We start from the raw sequence: 15,193 nt of genomic DNA on the forward strand, positions 1-15,193 counted from the left end.
AGATTTGAAGCCTATAAATCCCAGCAGGATTTATAGGCTTTTATATTTTTACGAAAATGTGATGAAACTAACAGTTTTCTGTGACTGTTTTACTGTATGATGATAACTGGTCTTTGCTAAAATAAGCACAACAGGAAATTGAGGAGGAGTAAAAAATGGTTAAAAGAAAAATAGTAAAAATCAATGAAGACCTGTGCACTGGCTGTGGTAAATGCGTCAGCCCCTGTGCCGAAGGTGCCATAACTATCGTAAATGGCAAAGCCAAAGTCTTGCGGGAGGAACTCTGTGATGGCGCTGGCTATTGCCTGGCTGTTTGTCCCACCGGAGCTCTGACCATCGAAGAAAGGGAAACAGTGGAATTTGACCACCATGCTGTGGAAGAACACCGCAAACAAATTCTGGACCAGCTGGCAATCGTCAAGTGTGCCCGCTGCGGTGCCAGTGAAATGGAGCGCGTCCTTATCCCTTACCGGCATAAGCAGGACAGCCAGTGGGTCTGTGTCCGCTGTTTACCGGCCCTGATACATGGCTAAAAGTTTTCCCCCTATGATAGTAATTCAAATCTACCATAGGGGGAATTTTATTTCATTTTCCGTTCTCCAGGGTTCAGTTTCAGAAGCTTTTATTCGCTCCTGGTTGAAGGGGCTAGATGGGTTTCACGTAAAAAAGGAGTATAGTCTGTTTCCCGGTGGTAATTGGGAACTGGCCAGCCGAAACGGCGCCGTTGTTTGAGCCGAAAAGCAGCAGCATGTTTTTTAAGTTCAAAACCAATACCTGCAGTTACTTTTTTGGGCTCTAATAACTCAAGACTTATAGCCCCCTGTGTTCGTGCTAAACCGACTAATTCCTCTCCAGCAGAGGAACGTACCAAAATGGTCGACTTACCAGCCTCGGTTCCCGGTTTCATAGTCGGATCCCAGTAGTCACCAACAGCAACGTCCGCAAGTTCTGCAGCCCAGTCCGTGCACATTTCACACCGATCCCGCTTGTATGCAGGCATTAATATGTGGTACATGTAATGATGCCGATCAATAACTATTTCCTTACCATCAGCCAAACGAACCGTTAAATGGCCGGGCCAGTTACCGCCCCGGTAATTAAGACATTTAACATATTTTAAATCCTTAATACCACCCTGTTCAACCAGCAAATGCCTGGTCCCTTCAAAATAAAATTGAGAAGCGCAAAAAAGGCCAATCACAAGTTTAACAGCTTTTGCTATACTGTCCGGTTTACCGGAAAACTGCATCTTGCGAATTCCATGGATATGACAGGGACAGCCTACAATTGCAATTCGAGTATAACCGCGGGCTACTGCCTCATTCAGCAAACTGTTAATAGGTACCACCGCATATTTAGAACCCGCGGCAGCCAATACTTCTTCTTTTGTAGTTACCAACCTTGCTTCTGTCCGCAATGGGTTATCCTGTTGAAAGCCCGCTACAAGGGCACAGTCGATTACTCCTCTTTCCAGCGAAAATGCCAGCAGGGCACTAACCAGGCCTCCCCCGGTACCTTCTTCCCTAATTGTCGGGTCAGAGGCATAACCATAGTAACAACCCGCATAAACGCCTAAATCATCTTTTCTTTCCGGCCTTACCCGGCCAAAAAATTTCTGTTCCAGAGCCGGGATGGGAATATCGGCCCCCGGGCAGGCCTGAGTGCATATTCCACAAGCCTTACACTCACCTTTTAACTCAGGCAATAACTCCCCATCTTCTTCTGTAATTCCCAATACCCGCCAGGGACACAAACCTACACAAGTGCCGCAGGTGGTGCAAAGTCCCCGGTCAATTACATCCCTTTTAAGTTCTTCAAAAGATTTCATTATAAATTTTTCCTCCTTATTTTTCGGGCGGCAACAATTTTCTTTGTTAATATTTAGAATAAACAGGCGCCAGGGGGTTATGGCAAGTAACTCGATCTTTTACAACCAAAGTGGAGACAGGGGCGGTTGAATATTTTGTAAAAATAGCATCGTGGCCAATACAAAGTCCGATTATTAAATTCAACTCCGTTCCGGCCTCACCTAATATTTTAGCTTGAGCTACCGGATTACAAGTAGCTTCATAGCGACCTTCAACAACATTAGGCATGCCAAATTCTTTTTTATTCATACCGCATACTTTGCACATAACTGAATCTACCTCAAAATAATTCTCCAAAATTTGAGAAATCATTTTAGCCTCATTGGAAAGACCAACACAAAAGGCCAATCCTATATGCTTGATACCTACTTCCTGGCAAAACAAAATAACTTCTTCTAAACGAGTCTTCTTCATGTAATGTTCGGCTTCAATTTTTGCTGCAGCAGTCCACATCTTTCTTACTAATTCGTCCTCATACTCCGGAACCGGGATTCTTTCCTTGGTACAAACCTTCCCCTGGAAATAACAATCATTTTTTGAACAATCGGCGCACTTCACTTTGCATTGCTCCTTTTCTCTATTTTACTTATCTAACCAGCGCAAAATACTGTGAAGTGTAACCTGACGGTTTACATCGGCAATAGAAGCTGTCAAAGGTATTTCTTTTGGGCAAACCCGGACACAGTTCTGGGCATTACCGCATTCAGCTATACCGCCTTCACCCATCAGGGATTCAAGGCGTTGGCCTTTACTCATTGCTCCGGTGGGATGAGCATTAAAAAGGCGAACCTGAGCAATGGGTGCAGGACCGATAAACTTCGATTTGGGGTTGACATTGGGACACGCTTCCATGCAACACCCACAAGTCATGCAACGGGACAATGGATATATCTTCTCCTGTACTTCCTGGGACACCTTGGGTCCAGGACCCAAATCATATGTCCCGTCAATATCAATCCAGGCCTTGACCTTTTTCAGGTTTTCAAACATAATGCTGCGATCTACCATCAAATCCCTGATAACGGGGAACTTGGTTAATGGTTCAAGCACAATAGGCTGCGTTAGCTGGTCAATCAACGCCGAACAGGCCTGACGGGGTTTGCCATTGATAATCATGGTACATGCTCCGCAGACTTCTTCCAGACAATTACATTCCCAAACTACAGCCGTTGTTTTCTGTCCCTGGGCATTAACCGGATTTCTTTGAATTTCCATTAATACGGAAACCACGTTGGCTCCCGTCCGGTAAGGCACTTTAAATTCTTCCCAGCGTGGACGATCCTGGGGGCTATCTTGTCGTTTAATTTTTAGATGAATTGTCTTCGACATTCATAGTAGCCTCCTTTTCCACATCATAACGCCGTGGTCTTGGTTTAATGTATTTAAGATCAACTTCCTCATAACTAAAGACAGGGCCTTCCGGAGTATACCTGGCCATAGTTGTTTTCAGCCAATTAGCGTCATCCCGGTCCGGAAACTCCGGTTTATAATGGGCACCCCGACTTTCATTACGGTTAAGAGCACCAATAGTAATTACCCGGGCCAGTTGTAGCATGTTCCACAGCTGTCTGGTAAATTGGACGGCCTGGTTAGCCCAGCGACTGGTATCGTTAATATTAATTTTCTGCCAGCGTTCCTGAAGCTCTACCAGTTTTTCATCAGTCTTCTTTAGTTTATCATTATATCGGACAATGGTAACATTTTCATTCATTATTTCACCCATTTCCCGGTGCAAGGCGAAGGGGTTTTCTGTTCCGTTCATCTTATAAATTCTTTCCTGGAAATCAATTTGACGTTTTAACTCGCGTTCTATAACCTTGCTGCTGACAGTTTCGGCAGATTTGCCAATATTTTTTACATATTCAACAGCTTTCGGCCCTGCAATCATTCCACCGTATATGGCAGAAATCAAAGAGTTAGCCCCTAACCGGTTGGCGCCATGATATTGATATTCACATTCCCCGCAAGCAAAGAGGCCTGGAATATTGGTCATCTGGTTATAGTCCACCCAAAGTCCGCCCATCGAATAATGAACAGAGGGGAAAATCTTCATCGGTACCTTTCTAGGATCTTCTCCCATAAACTTTTCATAAATTTCCACGACACCACCAAGTTTGCGGTCAATTTCTTTGGCTGGAAGGTGGGAAATATCCAGGTAAACCATATTCTCCCCGTTAATGCCAAGCTTTAACTCGTAACAAACTTTATGGATAGCCCTTGCGGCAATATCTCTTGGCACCAAATTCTTATAGGCGGGATACCATTCTTCAAGAAAATACCAGGGCTTGCCATCTTTGTAAACCCAGATCCGGCCGCCTTCGCCCCTAATAGATTCAGACATCAGGCGGCGCTTATCTTCTCCAGGGATACCCGTCGGGTGAATCTGAATAAATTCCCCGTTGGCATAAATTGCTCCCTGCTGGTAAACAGCGCTCGCCGCCGAACCGGTATTAATGGTAGAATTGGTGGTACGGCCGAAAATCATTCCCGGGCCACCGGTGGCAAGAATCACCGCGTCTGCCTTGACTGCATGGATTTCCATAGATTTCATTTCCTGTACTACAAGACCACGGCAGATTCCCTCATCATCAATAATTGCCGATAACATTTCCCAGCCTTCATACCGTTTGATTAAACCATCGTCTTCATAACGCCGTGTCTGCTCATCAAGGGCATAAAGAAGCTGTTGACCGGTGGTTGCACCAGCAAAAACTGTTCTGGAGTACTTTGCCCCCCCGAGCCGGCGAACATCAAGGTGCCCTTCCGGGGTACGGTTGAAAGGCACTCCCATCCGGTCCATCAGGTATATTATACCGGGTGCAGCATCACACATCCCTTTCACCGGAGTTTGGTTGGCTAAAAAGTCGCCACCGTAAATAGTATCATCAAAATGTTCCCAGGTAGAATCCCCTTCACCCTTGGTATTAACAGCAGCGTTAATTCCTCCCTGGGCACAGGCAGAATGGGAGCGCTTGGCGGGAACTAGAGAGAACAAATCAACATGCATACCTGCCTCAGCTATTTTAATAGCGGCCATCAAACCGGCTAATCCACCGCCAACAACCACGATTTTTCCTTTACTCATATCTGTTTACCTCCAATCCTATCTCGTAAAGGCTACCAATACGTTGATACCAATTATGTTGAGTACCAGGAAAAGCAGCCCCGTAACATAAGTGGTCACTTGCTGCGCCCTTGGGCCAACTGTAATACCCCAGGTGATGAGGAATGTCCATAACCCGTTGGCAAAATGAAAAACAGCTGCAATTAAACCGACAATATAAAAAGCAAAAATTCCTGGATTACTGAGAGAAGCGCTTATAGCCTCAAAACTGACCTCGGTATCGTAAAGAGCTTTTGCCAAACGCAAGACATATACATGCCAAACCAAAAAAACTAAAGTTACGATAGCCGTTACACGTTGCAAGTAAAACATCCAGTTACGGAAATAGCTATAAGATAAGATATTATTCTTGGCAACATAAACTATATACAAACCATAGAATGCGTGAAAGGCAATGGGTAAGCCGATAAACAATATTTCAATAAAAGTGAGATAAGGCAAGGTTTGAAAGAATTCAACTTTTTCGTTAAAAGCTTTGGCACCTTTAAGTGCAAATGAATTGGTAAAAAGATGTTCCAGCAGAAATAATCCGATAGGTATTAAACCTGAGAGAGAATGAATCCGGCGAAGAAAAAAGCTGTTTGTGCTCATATCTAATAAACTCCCTCCTTTCAATTAGTAAAAAATAAAGCGATATTTTGTATGTTCTCCATTTTTAATGCCTTTTGTAAAAGCCTTTCTGCTTCTTCTGGTTTTAGTCTGATACCCGCCAGTTCCCGGAATTTCACAGATAATTCCTCAGCAGTTACCGGATTTTCCGGATCACCTTTCGGGAAGTTGGTCCGCTCTGTATAGACTCGATTATCTGAACAGTAAATTTCTACTATAGCAGGCCACTGTTCCGGGTATAAAGCTTCTATTTCCGGATCTTGAACCAGCTCAACCCTGGACATCAGCTCGCGGATCTCTTTGTCTTCCAGAGCTGCCTCGTTAAACTCGGCGAGTCCGGCCTTCCGCTTTTTTAATCCAAGGGCAACACAAAAGGGAAGGCTAAACTTGGCTGCATAAAGAGAATTGGGCTGATAATTTCCAGTAATATCCAAAGCAATCCCATAAGTTTTAACAACTATTTTTTCAACCTGGCCGGGAGTTAAATCAAACTGCTTGGCTAATGCGATAACCAAATCTAATCCCGGATGGGTATGCCGGCAAGAGGCATGAATCTTGAAAGAATTCTCCAGAATTTTATAACTCTGGCCCAGGCCGTCAGTAATTTTATTTAAATCGTATTCCCTGGCTGTTGCTTTACAGAAACCTTTCTCACCTTCTAAAATTTTGCTCGCACCAGTAAACCCCCGGGCTGCCAGCAAAGCTGCCAGAAGACCGTTCATGGCTGCTTTTCCCGGGTGAAGATGTTTACTCATGGCACCGTCCGCCAGGAACTCCCACAGCCCAGCAGCCTGAGTGCCTGCATTGCCAAGGGCATGAACCATCTGGTCCCGATTCAAGCCTAAAATTTTTCCCGCTGCTGCCGCAGCGCCAAAAGTTCCACAAGTACCGGTATTATGCCAATAATAGTAATGGGAGGGAGTAACCGCCTCGCCAATTCTGATACCGACTTCATAGCCAGCCACAATAGCAGTTATCAGTTCTTCACCAGATGCCCCGATTTTCTCAGCCGCTGCCAGGGCTGCCGGAATTATTGCAGCAGCAGCGTGTAAAATTGATGCCTTGTGAACATCATCCAGCTCTACGATATGCGAAACCGCCCCGTTGACCAGAGCAGCGTTAAGACAAGAAGATTTCCGCAAGGACGGAATTAATGTCGCCTGGGGGTTTCCCCCAATATCCTCAGCTACAGCATAAACCATTTGTCCCGCTTCTTTTCCGGCACCGGCCAGGGCAGACCCCAGCCAGTCCAGAAAAGATAACCTGGTAATTTCAATAACTTCGTCAGGCAAATCGGTATATTTGAGGTTACAGATATAATCAGCCAGCTTTTGCGAAATCATTACAGCAAGCCTCCCTTAACCCAGCAACTTTTTTAAGGTCGGAATCATATCATCAAATTTTTCAAGCACATATGCACCGGCCTCTTTGAGTTTAGCCATTTTTGTTGAGGGTTTCCCTGTTCCGCCGGAAATCATCGCTCCAGCATGGCCAAAGACCGTCCCTTCAGGCATGGACTCGGTAAACCTGCCAGAAATATAAGAAATTAATGGTTTGGTAAAGCCTCCTGACTTAATAAATTCAGCCGCCTCTTCCTCAAAGCTGGTACCCGGTTCGGAATAAGTTACCACCGCTTTTGTTTCAGGGTCTTTCTCAAACAGGGCAAGCAGATCTTTAATAGAGCTACCGATCAAGGCGTCTCCACCGATGCTTATGGCAGTGCTAACCCCATAGCCGGCTCTTTTGACCATCCAGGACGTCTCGGCTGTCATACCTCCGCTCCGAGATATTACCCCTACCGGGCCCGGAACAAAACACCTTTCTACATTGTCCCCGCCAATGGCTCCCAGTTTTACCCTTTCCCCGGGACTGATCATACCCACGGAATTGGGCCCTACAATCCTAACACCCCGTTGCTGAGCTATATTTAAAAATTTAATGGCATCCTTTTGTGGCACGTTTTCTGTAGCAATCAAGATTAACTTAATTCCATTAGCTATTGCTTTCATCACAGCGTCAAAGACAAAGGCCGGTGGCACATAAACGAGAGAGGTGTCCAGTTCATGCTCACGACAAGCAGCTTTTAATGTATCGTAAACAGGTACACCTTCAACATCCTGCCCCCCCTTCCCAGGGGTAATGCCAGCAACAATTTTCGTTCCGTAAGCTAAGGTATGCTTAGTGACCATGGTAGCTTCCCGCCCGGTAATACCTTGAATAACTATTTTCGAATTGCGGTCAATTAAAATTGCCATTAGATTGTCCCTCCCAAATACTGATTTTGTTTCATCGGGTCGTATATTCTCTATTCACCGTAGGTTTCTTTCATGCGCTGTACCATTTTGGCAGCAGCTTCTGTAATAGTAACATCATCACCGTAATATTCAATACCGGCATTGACAAACAGTTCCTTGGCTACAGCATCGTTAACCCCTGCCTCCCGGACAACAACCGGGAACTTTGATGGATCAATGTTTAAGTCTTTAAGAGCCCTGATAATCCCTTTGGCCATTATGTCAACCTGAGTGTTGTTGGTAATGTTATGAGCAACAAAAAGCCCTTTAACACCAGGTTTCGATAAAATACCCCTGGTCAGTCCGTACACCTTTTCCTCTGTCGGGTTTCCACCAACTTCAGAATAGTTAGCCGGTTTGCCGCCAAAAGAAACCAAAGCGTCAAAACTTAACAAACTGCCGCCACCACCACCGCACATAAAACCTATATCTCCACCATCCATTTCGGTATAACGGGCAGTGCCGCGATAAGGATCTGCTTCATTAACCGCAATCATTTGCTTCTCCAATTCTGTGAGCGGTCGCCAGGCTCTTTCACTGCCAATCTGCACTATGTCTTTAAGTTCAGGATGACGGTACATAGCTGAATCATCAACACTCATAACTGAAGCAGCAGCAACAATGTCCTCATCGGTTGTTACCACCAATGGGTTAATTTCTAAAAGATAGGCATCAGTACTATCAAATAAACGGTAAAGTTTAGATAAAACTCCGGTTGCTTTAGTCAAAAGCTTGCCCTTAACACCTAATTCACTCCATATTTCCTTGGCTTCATAATCACAAAAGCCAAGAATCGGGTCTACATGATAGGTAATAATTTTTTCCGGCCACTTGCGGCTTAGTTCTTCTACATCGATACCACCACAAGTACTGGCAATAATCACAGGCGCTTTTTTGCTCTTGTCAATAGTAATTGAAACAAACCATTCCTCGGCAATAGAAATCTTTTCTTCCACCAAAACTCTTTCAACGGGGAAACTGGCCACTTTCATCCGCAACAGTTCAGCCGCTAAATGGGATGCTTCATCAGGAGTATCAGCAAATTTTATTGCACCTGCTTTTCCTCTTTTGCCGATAGGTACTAAAGCTTTTAAAACTACCGGTTTGCCAAAACGTTTAGCAATTTCCCGGGCTTCCTCAGGGCTTGCCGCTACATCGTTTTGCGGAGCCGGAATACCAAACTGCCGTATTAGTTGTTTACTGTGATTTTCCGTAATTCTTCCCATACTAAACCCTCCTTAAAATTTAAGAAATAATTACATTCCTAATGCTTCAGCTATAGCCAATAATTTTTTTGCACGCATGGCCACAGGGTAGTCAATAAATTTACCGTCCACCTGAATCGCAGCCAATCCTTGTTTTTCGGCTTCTTCAAAAGCAACAACAATTTTTCTTGCCTGGGCTATTTCATCAGGGGTGGGTGAGAAAACTTTATTTACTGGTTCTATCTGTCCTGGGTGAATGACTAATTTACTCTGGAATCCCATACTTCTAACCAACCGGCACTCTTCCACCAGTCCATCTATGTCCTTAATTTCTGGATAGACTGTATCGATAGGTGCTTCAATACCAGCAACCCTGGAAGCAATCACCAACTGTGAGCGGGCATAAAAGAAAGCATTGCCATCTTTGCTCCAGGTTGTTCCAATATCGAGACTAAAATCAATCGCCCCAAAAGCAAGCCGCGAAATCCTTGGTGAAGCAGATGCAATTTCCGCCGCCCGATAGACACCAGCTGCACTTTCAATTAGAGGGATGAGGTCTATTTGTCCCGGAGGGAGCCCTCTTTTTTTCTCACCTTCAGTTATCAGCCAATCAACCATACGAATGTCTTCAGCGGATTCAGCCTTGGGTAGCATAATACCGTCCAACCGCGAGCAGATAACTGCTTCTAAATCATCAAAGAAAAAATTAGTGGAAATGGAATTAACCCTAACATAAGCCTTACAACCCCTGGGTTTTAACAAAGTTTCCTGGACCACCTTGCGTGCTTGCTCCTTTTCACTGATTGCTACTGCATCCTCCAGATCGAGGATAACGGCATCAGCTCCTAATGTCAGTACCTTGTCTGATTTTTTGGAATCACTGCCAGGAGCAAACATAAAAGTACGCAACGGTTTCATTAAATATCGCCTCCTTTCATAATCAGAATTTTATTAATTTTTTCATTTTTATTAAAAAGCAAAAACCATGCCAGCATTTTGGCATGGTTTTTTCGCCTATTTTGATATTCGCCGTTTATTTACTGAACAATAAACTTGACATTTGTTTAAATTTTAAACGACGGCAAAACCTTTAAAATTCTTTTAACTTCTTCCAAAGAGTGGTACGACTTATACCAAGTTTTTGAGCCAAAAGAGTCCTGTTTCCATTCATTTTTGCATCAAGCTTTCTAATGATTTCTAACTCCATTTCTTCCAATGTTCCCTCCCGAACTGTAATTGTGTCACCTTGCCAGCAGTTAACCTCTGACCTGTCAGGCTGTTGAAAGGTTTCCTTAAAATAGCACTCCAATTCCTTAGAGGCCTGGTTATTTTGTTCCAGAATAACATAACGCTCGATGATGTTCTCCAATTCCCTCACATTTCCCGGCCAAGAATAACTTAACATCAATTCCTTTAAATATGAAGGGATTGATGTTACTTTTTTATCAAATTTCCTATTAAATTTATTTAAAAAGTGGTTAATCAATACCGGGATGTCCTCTTTTCTTTCCCTCAGCGGCGGAATTTTCAAATTAAGGACGTTCAGACGGAAATATAAATCCGATCGGAATTCTCCATTTTGAACCGCCCGGTTTAAATCTTCGTTTGCCGCTGAGATAACCCGCACATCGACGGGGATAATCCGATCTCCGCCAACCCGCCTAACTTCCTTTTCCTGCAATACTCTTAGAAGCCTAGCCTGCAAGTTCAACGATATCTTTCCTATTTCATCAAGAAATATAGTTCCACCATGAGCCAACTCAAACAACCCCGGCTTACCGCCTTTTCTTGCCCCGGTAAAAGCCCCTTCTTCATAACCAAAAAGTTCACTTTCCAAAAGGTTTTCCGGCAAGGCTGCACAATTTATAGCAACAAAAGGCCCCTTCCGTCTGTCACTGATAGCATGCATACTATGGGCAAATAGTTCTTTACCAGTACCGCTCTCACCAATAATCAATACAGTAGAGTCAGTCCGACCGAACTGTTTGGCCCGTTCAATTGTTTTTTCCATGATACTACTGCAGTAAACAATATCGTCAAAATTAAACCTGGAGATCAGACCTTTATTGTAGAGTTCTTTCCTGATGCGTTGTTCCAGCCTCTGCACCCTGGTAACATCCTGAAAAGTAATAACCATGCCAATATTCTGCCCTTCTACCATAATTGGCACCCGGTTAAAGACAATCTGGGCATCACCAAGACGCAGCACCTTCTCCGTTTCTTCTGTACCGTCCATTAAAAGAGGGGCCGGCAAAAGTGTTGATACAAGAGTATCTGCCGACCGGCTTAACACTTTTTCCCTGGGCAATCCCAGGATTTTTTCCGCTGCTGGATTAAAGACCGTTATCTCTCTTTCCTGATTCAATGCTACTATTCCATCAAAAGCATGATCAATAATAGTCTTAAGCCACTGTGTCTGTTCGAGGTCCTTTTGGCGCAACTCGATTATTTCCAAAGCCCTTTGGAAAGCACGGACTACGGCCCGTCGACTTGTATAAACCAAGACACCATGCATGCCAGCCTTTTGTGCTAACTGTACCCCTGTGTTACCTCCGCCTACTACTACCTCTACTCCTGATTTCTTGGCAGCAATAATTTGTTCCTGTAGTTCCTTTATATTACTGTAGATAAATTGCCGGATCGGGCAGCCTATTATTTCTTCCATACCAGCCAGAAAGTCCGATTCAAGCCGCGCGTGGTCATATGTGAAAAAACCAATATGGTGACTCACCTTTCTTGCTTTCCAAAAAGCCTGTAAAATATCAAAATCGGTAGCATCTGCATTGATCACCGGGATACTAAAATTCTTTTTTAGTGTTTCGGCCGTACCCCCCCGGCTGATAATGACTTCTATCTTATGCTGGTTAAGGACTTCCTGGAGTTTTTGCACAGCTTCTTCCAAAACCGCTTCTACAACAATAGCAGGCGTAGCCATCTCTTCCGAGACTCGTCTGAAAAGGGTGGTAAGCTCCGGATAAGACGAAGTCACTGCAATCTTAGGCTTCATCAAATCCCCCCCTCGAACCATTTGTTTTACACAACAGTTTTTCCTCAATTAGAGTGTATGCTGCCGGGATAAGTAGAGGGGTAAGGATAGTAGAGGTTAGCAAGCCGCCCACCAGCACAATCCCCATCGATGAACGCATCTCCGCTCCTTCGGCTACAGCCAGGGCCGTAGGCAGCATACCGAAAATCATGGTCATAGAGGTCATAAAAATGGGACGCAAGCGGGTTGTACCCGCTTCCAGCAGAGCTTCCCGTAAAGAAAGCCCCCGGGCCCGCAGCGTATTGGTGTAGTCGATTAAAAGAGTACCGTTTTTTGCCGCCAGCCCATCCAGCATGATTAGGCCAATAAGTGAGAGGATATTCAAGGAATTGCCGGTTATAGCCAGTGCCGCCAGAGCGCCAATTAGCCCCGCCGGCAATGATAACATACGAATGAAAGGAGTAAGATAGGATTCATAAAGCACCACCAGAATCATGTATACAAACATTATGGACAACAATAACGCCTGAATCAGATCCTGGAAGGATTCTTCCATATCCTTCTGTTCTCCATAAAAACTGATGTGGTAACCTGGCGGCAGAACTAACTGGTCCAGCTGCCGCTGGATATCTCCAGTTACATCCCCCAGTTTTCTCCCCTGATAGTTGGCCGAAACGGTAATCAAGCGCTGACGGTCCTTATGGTAAATTACCGGGGGTGCCGTCCTTTCCTGCAAATCAGCTACCTGTGCCAGGGTGACCAGATCTCCTGTCAAAGTCTGAACTTTAATAGCAGCCAGCTGTTCCCTATCCTGCACCTGCTCCCGGCGGGCCTGTAAACGGACATCGGTTTCCTTGCCCTGCTGGCGCAAAACCCCGGCTATCTGGCCATCTACTGCTGTGCGCAGGGTCGTCCCGGCTTCATAGGCTGTTACCCCCAGCAGAGCCGCCCGTTCCCGCTGTAAAATCAGCTGCCATTCTGGCTTACCTTCCTTTTTCCAGCTGCTCATCACATCCACGGTTCCCGGAGTCTGGCGCACAATCCTTTCCACCTGGCTGGCCAGTTTCTCCAGGGTCTGAAAGTCCGGGCCTGTCACTTCGATTTGAATGGGCAATCCTCCCCGGCCCCCTACTATTCCCGGATCACTGACTACCAGTTTTATCCCAGGAAAATCCGGAGCCCAGGTGCGAACTTCGTCCATAATTTCCCAGACGGTGCGCTGGCGTTCTTTTTTGTCCACTAGCAGCACGTCTACACTGCCTAAGTTTACAGCAGAGCTGATACCGTATTTTTGGCCGGTATTTCGACCAATGGTAGCCAGATAGCTTTTCACTTCCGGCAGTTGCCTGACCCTGGCCTCCAGTTTTTTGACAGCAGCATCAGTGGCTCGCAGGGAGGCCCCTTCCGGCAATTCCAGAGTGATGGTAAAACGATTCTGATCTGTCCGGGCAATAAACTCTGTTCCAATAAAGCCAAGAGGAATCAGGGCTACTGCCCCACCTACCAGCAATAACACCACCAGGATGGTAAGGCCCCGGTGGTCAAGGGTCCAGAGCAAGGCCCGGCGATAAGCAACCACAACCCAGGCTCCCAGCCGCTCCAGATAGCGCCAGAAACTGCCCTGGGCTTCTTTACCGCCACTGGCAAAGAGCCTGCTGGCCAGCGCAGGCGTCAGAGTAAAGGATACCAGCAAGGAAAAGAGAGTAGCAAAGACTACTGTTAAACCAAACTCCCGGAAAAACTGCCCTACCATGCCTTTCATAAAAGCCATGGGACCAAAGACAACCACATCTGATAAAGTGATAGCTACTGCCGCCAGGCCAATTTCCATCCTGCCATCCAGAGCTGCCTGAAACCCGGATTTTCCCTGTTTCAAATGGCGATGAATGTTTTCCAGAACTACAATTGAATCATCGACCAGAATCCCCACTGAAAGGGATAGACCCATCAGAGAGAGCAGGTTTAGACTGAATCCGGCCCATTTCATAGCCATAAAGGTGGAAATGATTGAAACAGGAATGGCCAGCAGAGCGATTAGCAGTGAACGCCATTCGCGCAGGAAAAAGAACAGCACCAAGCCGGTCATCAATACTCCTTCTACCAGGTTCCGCTGGGTATCTTTTAAAGAGGCATTGGTAAAGGTGGAATCATCTTTGACAACTGAGAGTTTAACCCCTGGTGGCAAGAGGCGCTCCAAATCCTGCAGGCGGCTGGTTACCTGTTCAGCAGTAGCCACCAGATTGGCGCTGCTTTGCTTCTGGATAATCAGGGCCACAGCCTCCTGTCCGTTCAGGCGGCTATAATCCCGGTTTTCCTTGTTGGCCATTTTCACCTCAGCCACTTTATCCAGAGTCAAACCCGGCAAAAGGGGTAAATGGCGGATATCATCAAGATCGGTAAATTGCCCCACCAGGCGGACACCATACTCCCTCTCCCCCTGGGCAATCTGTCCCGAAGGTACATTCAGATTTTCTGCTGCCAGTTTGCGGGCCAGCTGGTTTAAGGTCAGGCCATATTGTTCCAGTTTGAGCAAATCCACATTGATCTGCACTTCCTGTTTTTGCCCACCGACAATATCCACTTGAGCCACGCCCTGGATGTTCTGCAGCGCATCCTTGAGTTTTTCGTCGGCAAGACGATACAACTCATTGGCAGGAAAAGGGCCGGTCAGCGCCAGAGTCATAAAGGGCTGATTGTTAAAATCAAATTTTTTCACTACCGGTTTTTGCGCATCTTTAGGCAGTTTGTTGATTATCCCGTCAATGGCTTTCTGTGCATCCTGAGCGGCAGTATCAGCATTGGTACTCATGGTAAACTCCAGTACCGTCATGGCAATGCCTTCCCCGGCGGTGGAATTGATGCGCTTCAGCCCCGCCAGGGGAGCAACCGCTTCCTCAATAGGATCAACAATGGTTTGCTCGATTTCAGCAGCTCCCGCTCCCGGATAAAAAGTCAGGATAGTAACATAGGGCAGATTGGCTACCGGAAACAGGTCCACTCCCAGCCCGCGGTAACCGATAATCCCCAGCACTGCCAGCAGGGCAAATAGGACAGACAGGGCCCTGGTTTTTTCCAGTGCCCAGCGGGTAATATTCATCTCTCTCCCC

At 45.8% G+C, this 15,193-nt stretch carries 12 protein-coding genes; 1 reads left to right on the forward strand and 11 read right to left on the reverse strand.

The genetic code is table 11. The features are described 5' to 3' along the window. Nucleotides 1-155 precede the first annotated feature (155 nt). Nucleotides 156-533, forward strand: a complete 378-nt coding sequence (locus tag B5D20_RS03755) for an ATP-binding protein (RefSeq protein WP_078664889.1) — start codon at nucleotides 156-158, stop codon at nucleotides 531-533. Nucleotides 534-622: 89 nt separating this feature from the next. On the opposite strand, the gene B5D20_RS03760 is transcribed toward B5D20_RS03755, so the two are convergent. From B5D20_RS03760 to B5D20_RS03810, 11 genes are all read right to left on the reverse strand, one after another. Further along, nucleotides 623-1,828: a Coenzyme F420 hydrogenase/dehydrogenase, beta subunit C-terminal domain gene (locus B5D20_RS03760; protein WP_078664890.1), complete on the reverse strand. Its 1,206-nt coding sequence runs from the start codon at nucleotides 1,826-1,828 to the stop codon at nucleotides 623-625. Nucleotides 1,829-1,874: 46 nt separating this feature from the next. Further along, nucleotides 1,875-2,426 carry a DUF1847 domain-containing protein gene (locus B5D20_RS03765; protein WP_078664891.1) on the reverse strand — a complete coding sequence of 184 codons (552 nt, stop codon included), beginning with the start codon at nucleotides 2,424-2,426 and terminating at the stop codon, nucleotides 1,875-1,877. A 24-nt stretch (nucleotides 2,427-2,450) separates the two neighbouring features. Further along, a complete protein-coding gene (gene sdhB / locus B5D20_RS03770) occupies nucleotides 2,451-3,197 on the reverse strand; it encodes a succinate dehydrogenase iron-sulfur subunit (RefSeq protein ID WP_078664892.1) in 747 nt (248 codons plus the stop codon). Next, nucleotides 3,169-4,953, reverse strand: a complete 1,785-nt coding sequence (gene sdhA, locus B5D20_RS03775) for a succinate dehydrogenase flavoprotein subunit (protein ID WP_078664893.1) — start codon at nucleotides 4,951-4,953, stop codon at nucleotides 3,169-3,171. The genes sdhB and sdhA overlap by 29 nt, the downstream gene beginning before the upstream one ends. Before the next feature lie 18 nt (nucleotides 4,954-4,971). Then, nucleotides 4,972-5,583 carry a succinate dehydrogenase cytochrome b558 subunit gene (locus B5D20_RS03780; protein ID WP_078664894.1) on the reverse strand — a complete coding sequence of 204 codons (612 nt, stop codon included), beginning with the start codon at nucleotides 5,581-5,583 and terminating at the stop codon, nucleotides 4,972-4,974. A gap of 20 nt (nucleotides 5,584-5,603) precedes the next feature. Then, nucleotides 5,604-6,944, reverse strand: coding sequence for an MmgE/PrpD family protein (locus tag B5D20_RS03785; protein ID WP_078664895.1), 1,341 nt, complete (start codon nucleotides 6,942-6,944; stop codon nucleotides 5,604-5,606). Between the two features lie 15 nt (nucleotides 6,945-6,959). Continuing rightward, on the reverse strand, nucleotides 6,960-7,856 hold the full coding sequence (locus B5D20_RS03790) for a succinate--CoA ligase subunit alpha (protein WP_078664896.1): 897 nt from the start codon (nucleotides 7,854-7,856) through the stop codon (nucleotides 6,960-6,962). Nucleotides 7,857-7,906: 50 nt separating this feature from the next. Further along, nucleotides 7,907-9,121: a succinate--CoA ligase subunit beta gene (locus tag B5D20_RS03795; RefSeq protein WP_078664897.1), complete on the reverse strand. Its 1,215-nt coding sequence runs from the start codon at nucleotides 9,119-9,121 to the stop codon at nucleotides 7,907-7,909. A gap of 30 nt (nucleotides 9,122-9,151) precedes the next feature. Further along, nucleotides 9,152-10,018, reverse strand: a complete 867-nt coding sequence (locus B5D20_RS03800; protein ID WP_078664898.1) for an HpcH/HpaI aldolase/citrate lyase family protein — start codon at nucleotides 10,016-10,018, stop codon at nucleotides 9,152-9,154. 172 nt (nucleotides 10,019-10,190) lie between these two features. Continuing rightward, on the reverse strand, nucleotides 10,191-12,128 hold the full coding sequence (locus B5D20_RS03805; protein WP_078664899.1) for a sigma 54-interacting transcriptional regulator: 1,938 nt from the start codon (nucleotides 12,126-12,128) through the stop codon (nucleotides 10,191-10,193). Then, nucleotides 12,097-15,183, reverse strand: coding sequence for an efflux RND transporter permease subunit (locus B5D20_RS03810; RefSeq protein ID WP_078664900.1), 3,087 nt, complete (start codon nucleotides 15,181-15,183; stop codon nucleotides 12,097-12,099). The genes B5D20_RS03805 and B5D20_RS03810 overlap by 32 nt, the downstream gene beginning before the upstream one ends. Nucleotides 15,184-15,193 lie beyond the last annotated feature (10 nt).

The sequence above is a fragment of the Carboxydocella sporoproducens DSM 16521 genome (assembly GCF_900167165.1).
Classification (GTDB): domain Bacteria; phylum Bacillota.

Coding starts and splice junctions, on each gene's coding strand:
- sdhA (WP_078664893.1), bottom strand. CDS start 4,953: ATGAGTAAAGGAAAAATCGTGGTTGTTGGCGGTGGATTAGCCGGTTTG.
- B5D20_RS03760 (WP_078664890.1), bottom strand. CDS start 1,828: ATGAAATCTTTTGAAGAACTTAAAAGGGATGTAATTGACCGGGGACTT.
- sdhB (WP_078664892.1), bottom strand. CDS start 3,197: ATGTCGAAGACAATTCATCTAAAAATTAAACGACAAGATAGCCCCCAG.
- B5D20_RS03800 (WP_078664898.1), bottom strand. CDS start 10,018: ATGAAACCGTTGCGTACTTTTATGTTTGCTCCTGGCAGTGATTCCAAA.
- B5D20_RS03805 (WP_078664899.1), bottom strand. CDS start 12,128: ATGGTTCGAGGGGGGGATTTGATGAAGCCTAAGATTGCAGTGACTTCG.
- B5D20_RS03785 (WP_078664895.1), bottom strand. CDS start 6,944: ATGATTTCGCAAAAGCTGGCTGATTATATCTGTAACCTCAAATATACC.
- B5D20_RS03780 (WP_078664894.1), bottom strand. CDS start 5,583: ATGAGCACAAACAGCTTTTTTCTTCGCCGGATTCATTCTCTCTCAGGT.
- B5D20_RS03795 (WP_078664897.1), bottom strand. CDS start 9,121: ATGGGAAGAATTACGGAAAATCACAGTAAACAACTAATACGGCAGTTT.
- B5D20_RS03810 (WP_078664900.1), bottom strand. CDS start 15,183: ATGAATATTACCCGCTGGGCACTGGAAAAAACCAGGGCCCTGTCTGTC.
- B5D20_RS03790 (WP_078664896.1), bottom strand. CDS start 7,856: ATGGCAATTTTAATTGACCGCAATTCGAAAATAGTTATTCAAGGTATT.
- B5D20_RS03755 (WP_078664889.1), top strand. CDS start 156: ATGGTTAAAAGAAAAATAGTAAAAATCAATGAAGACCTGTGCACTGGC.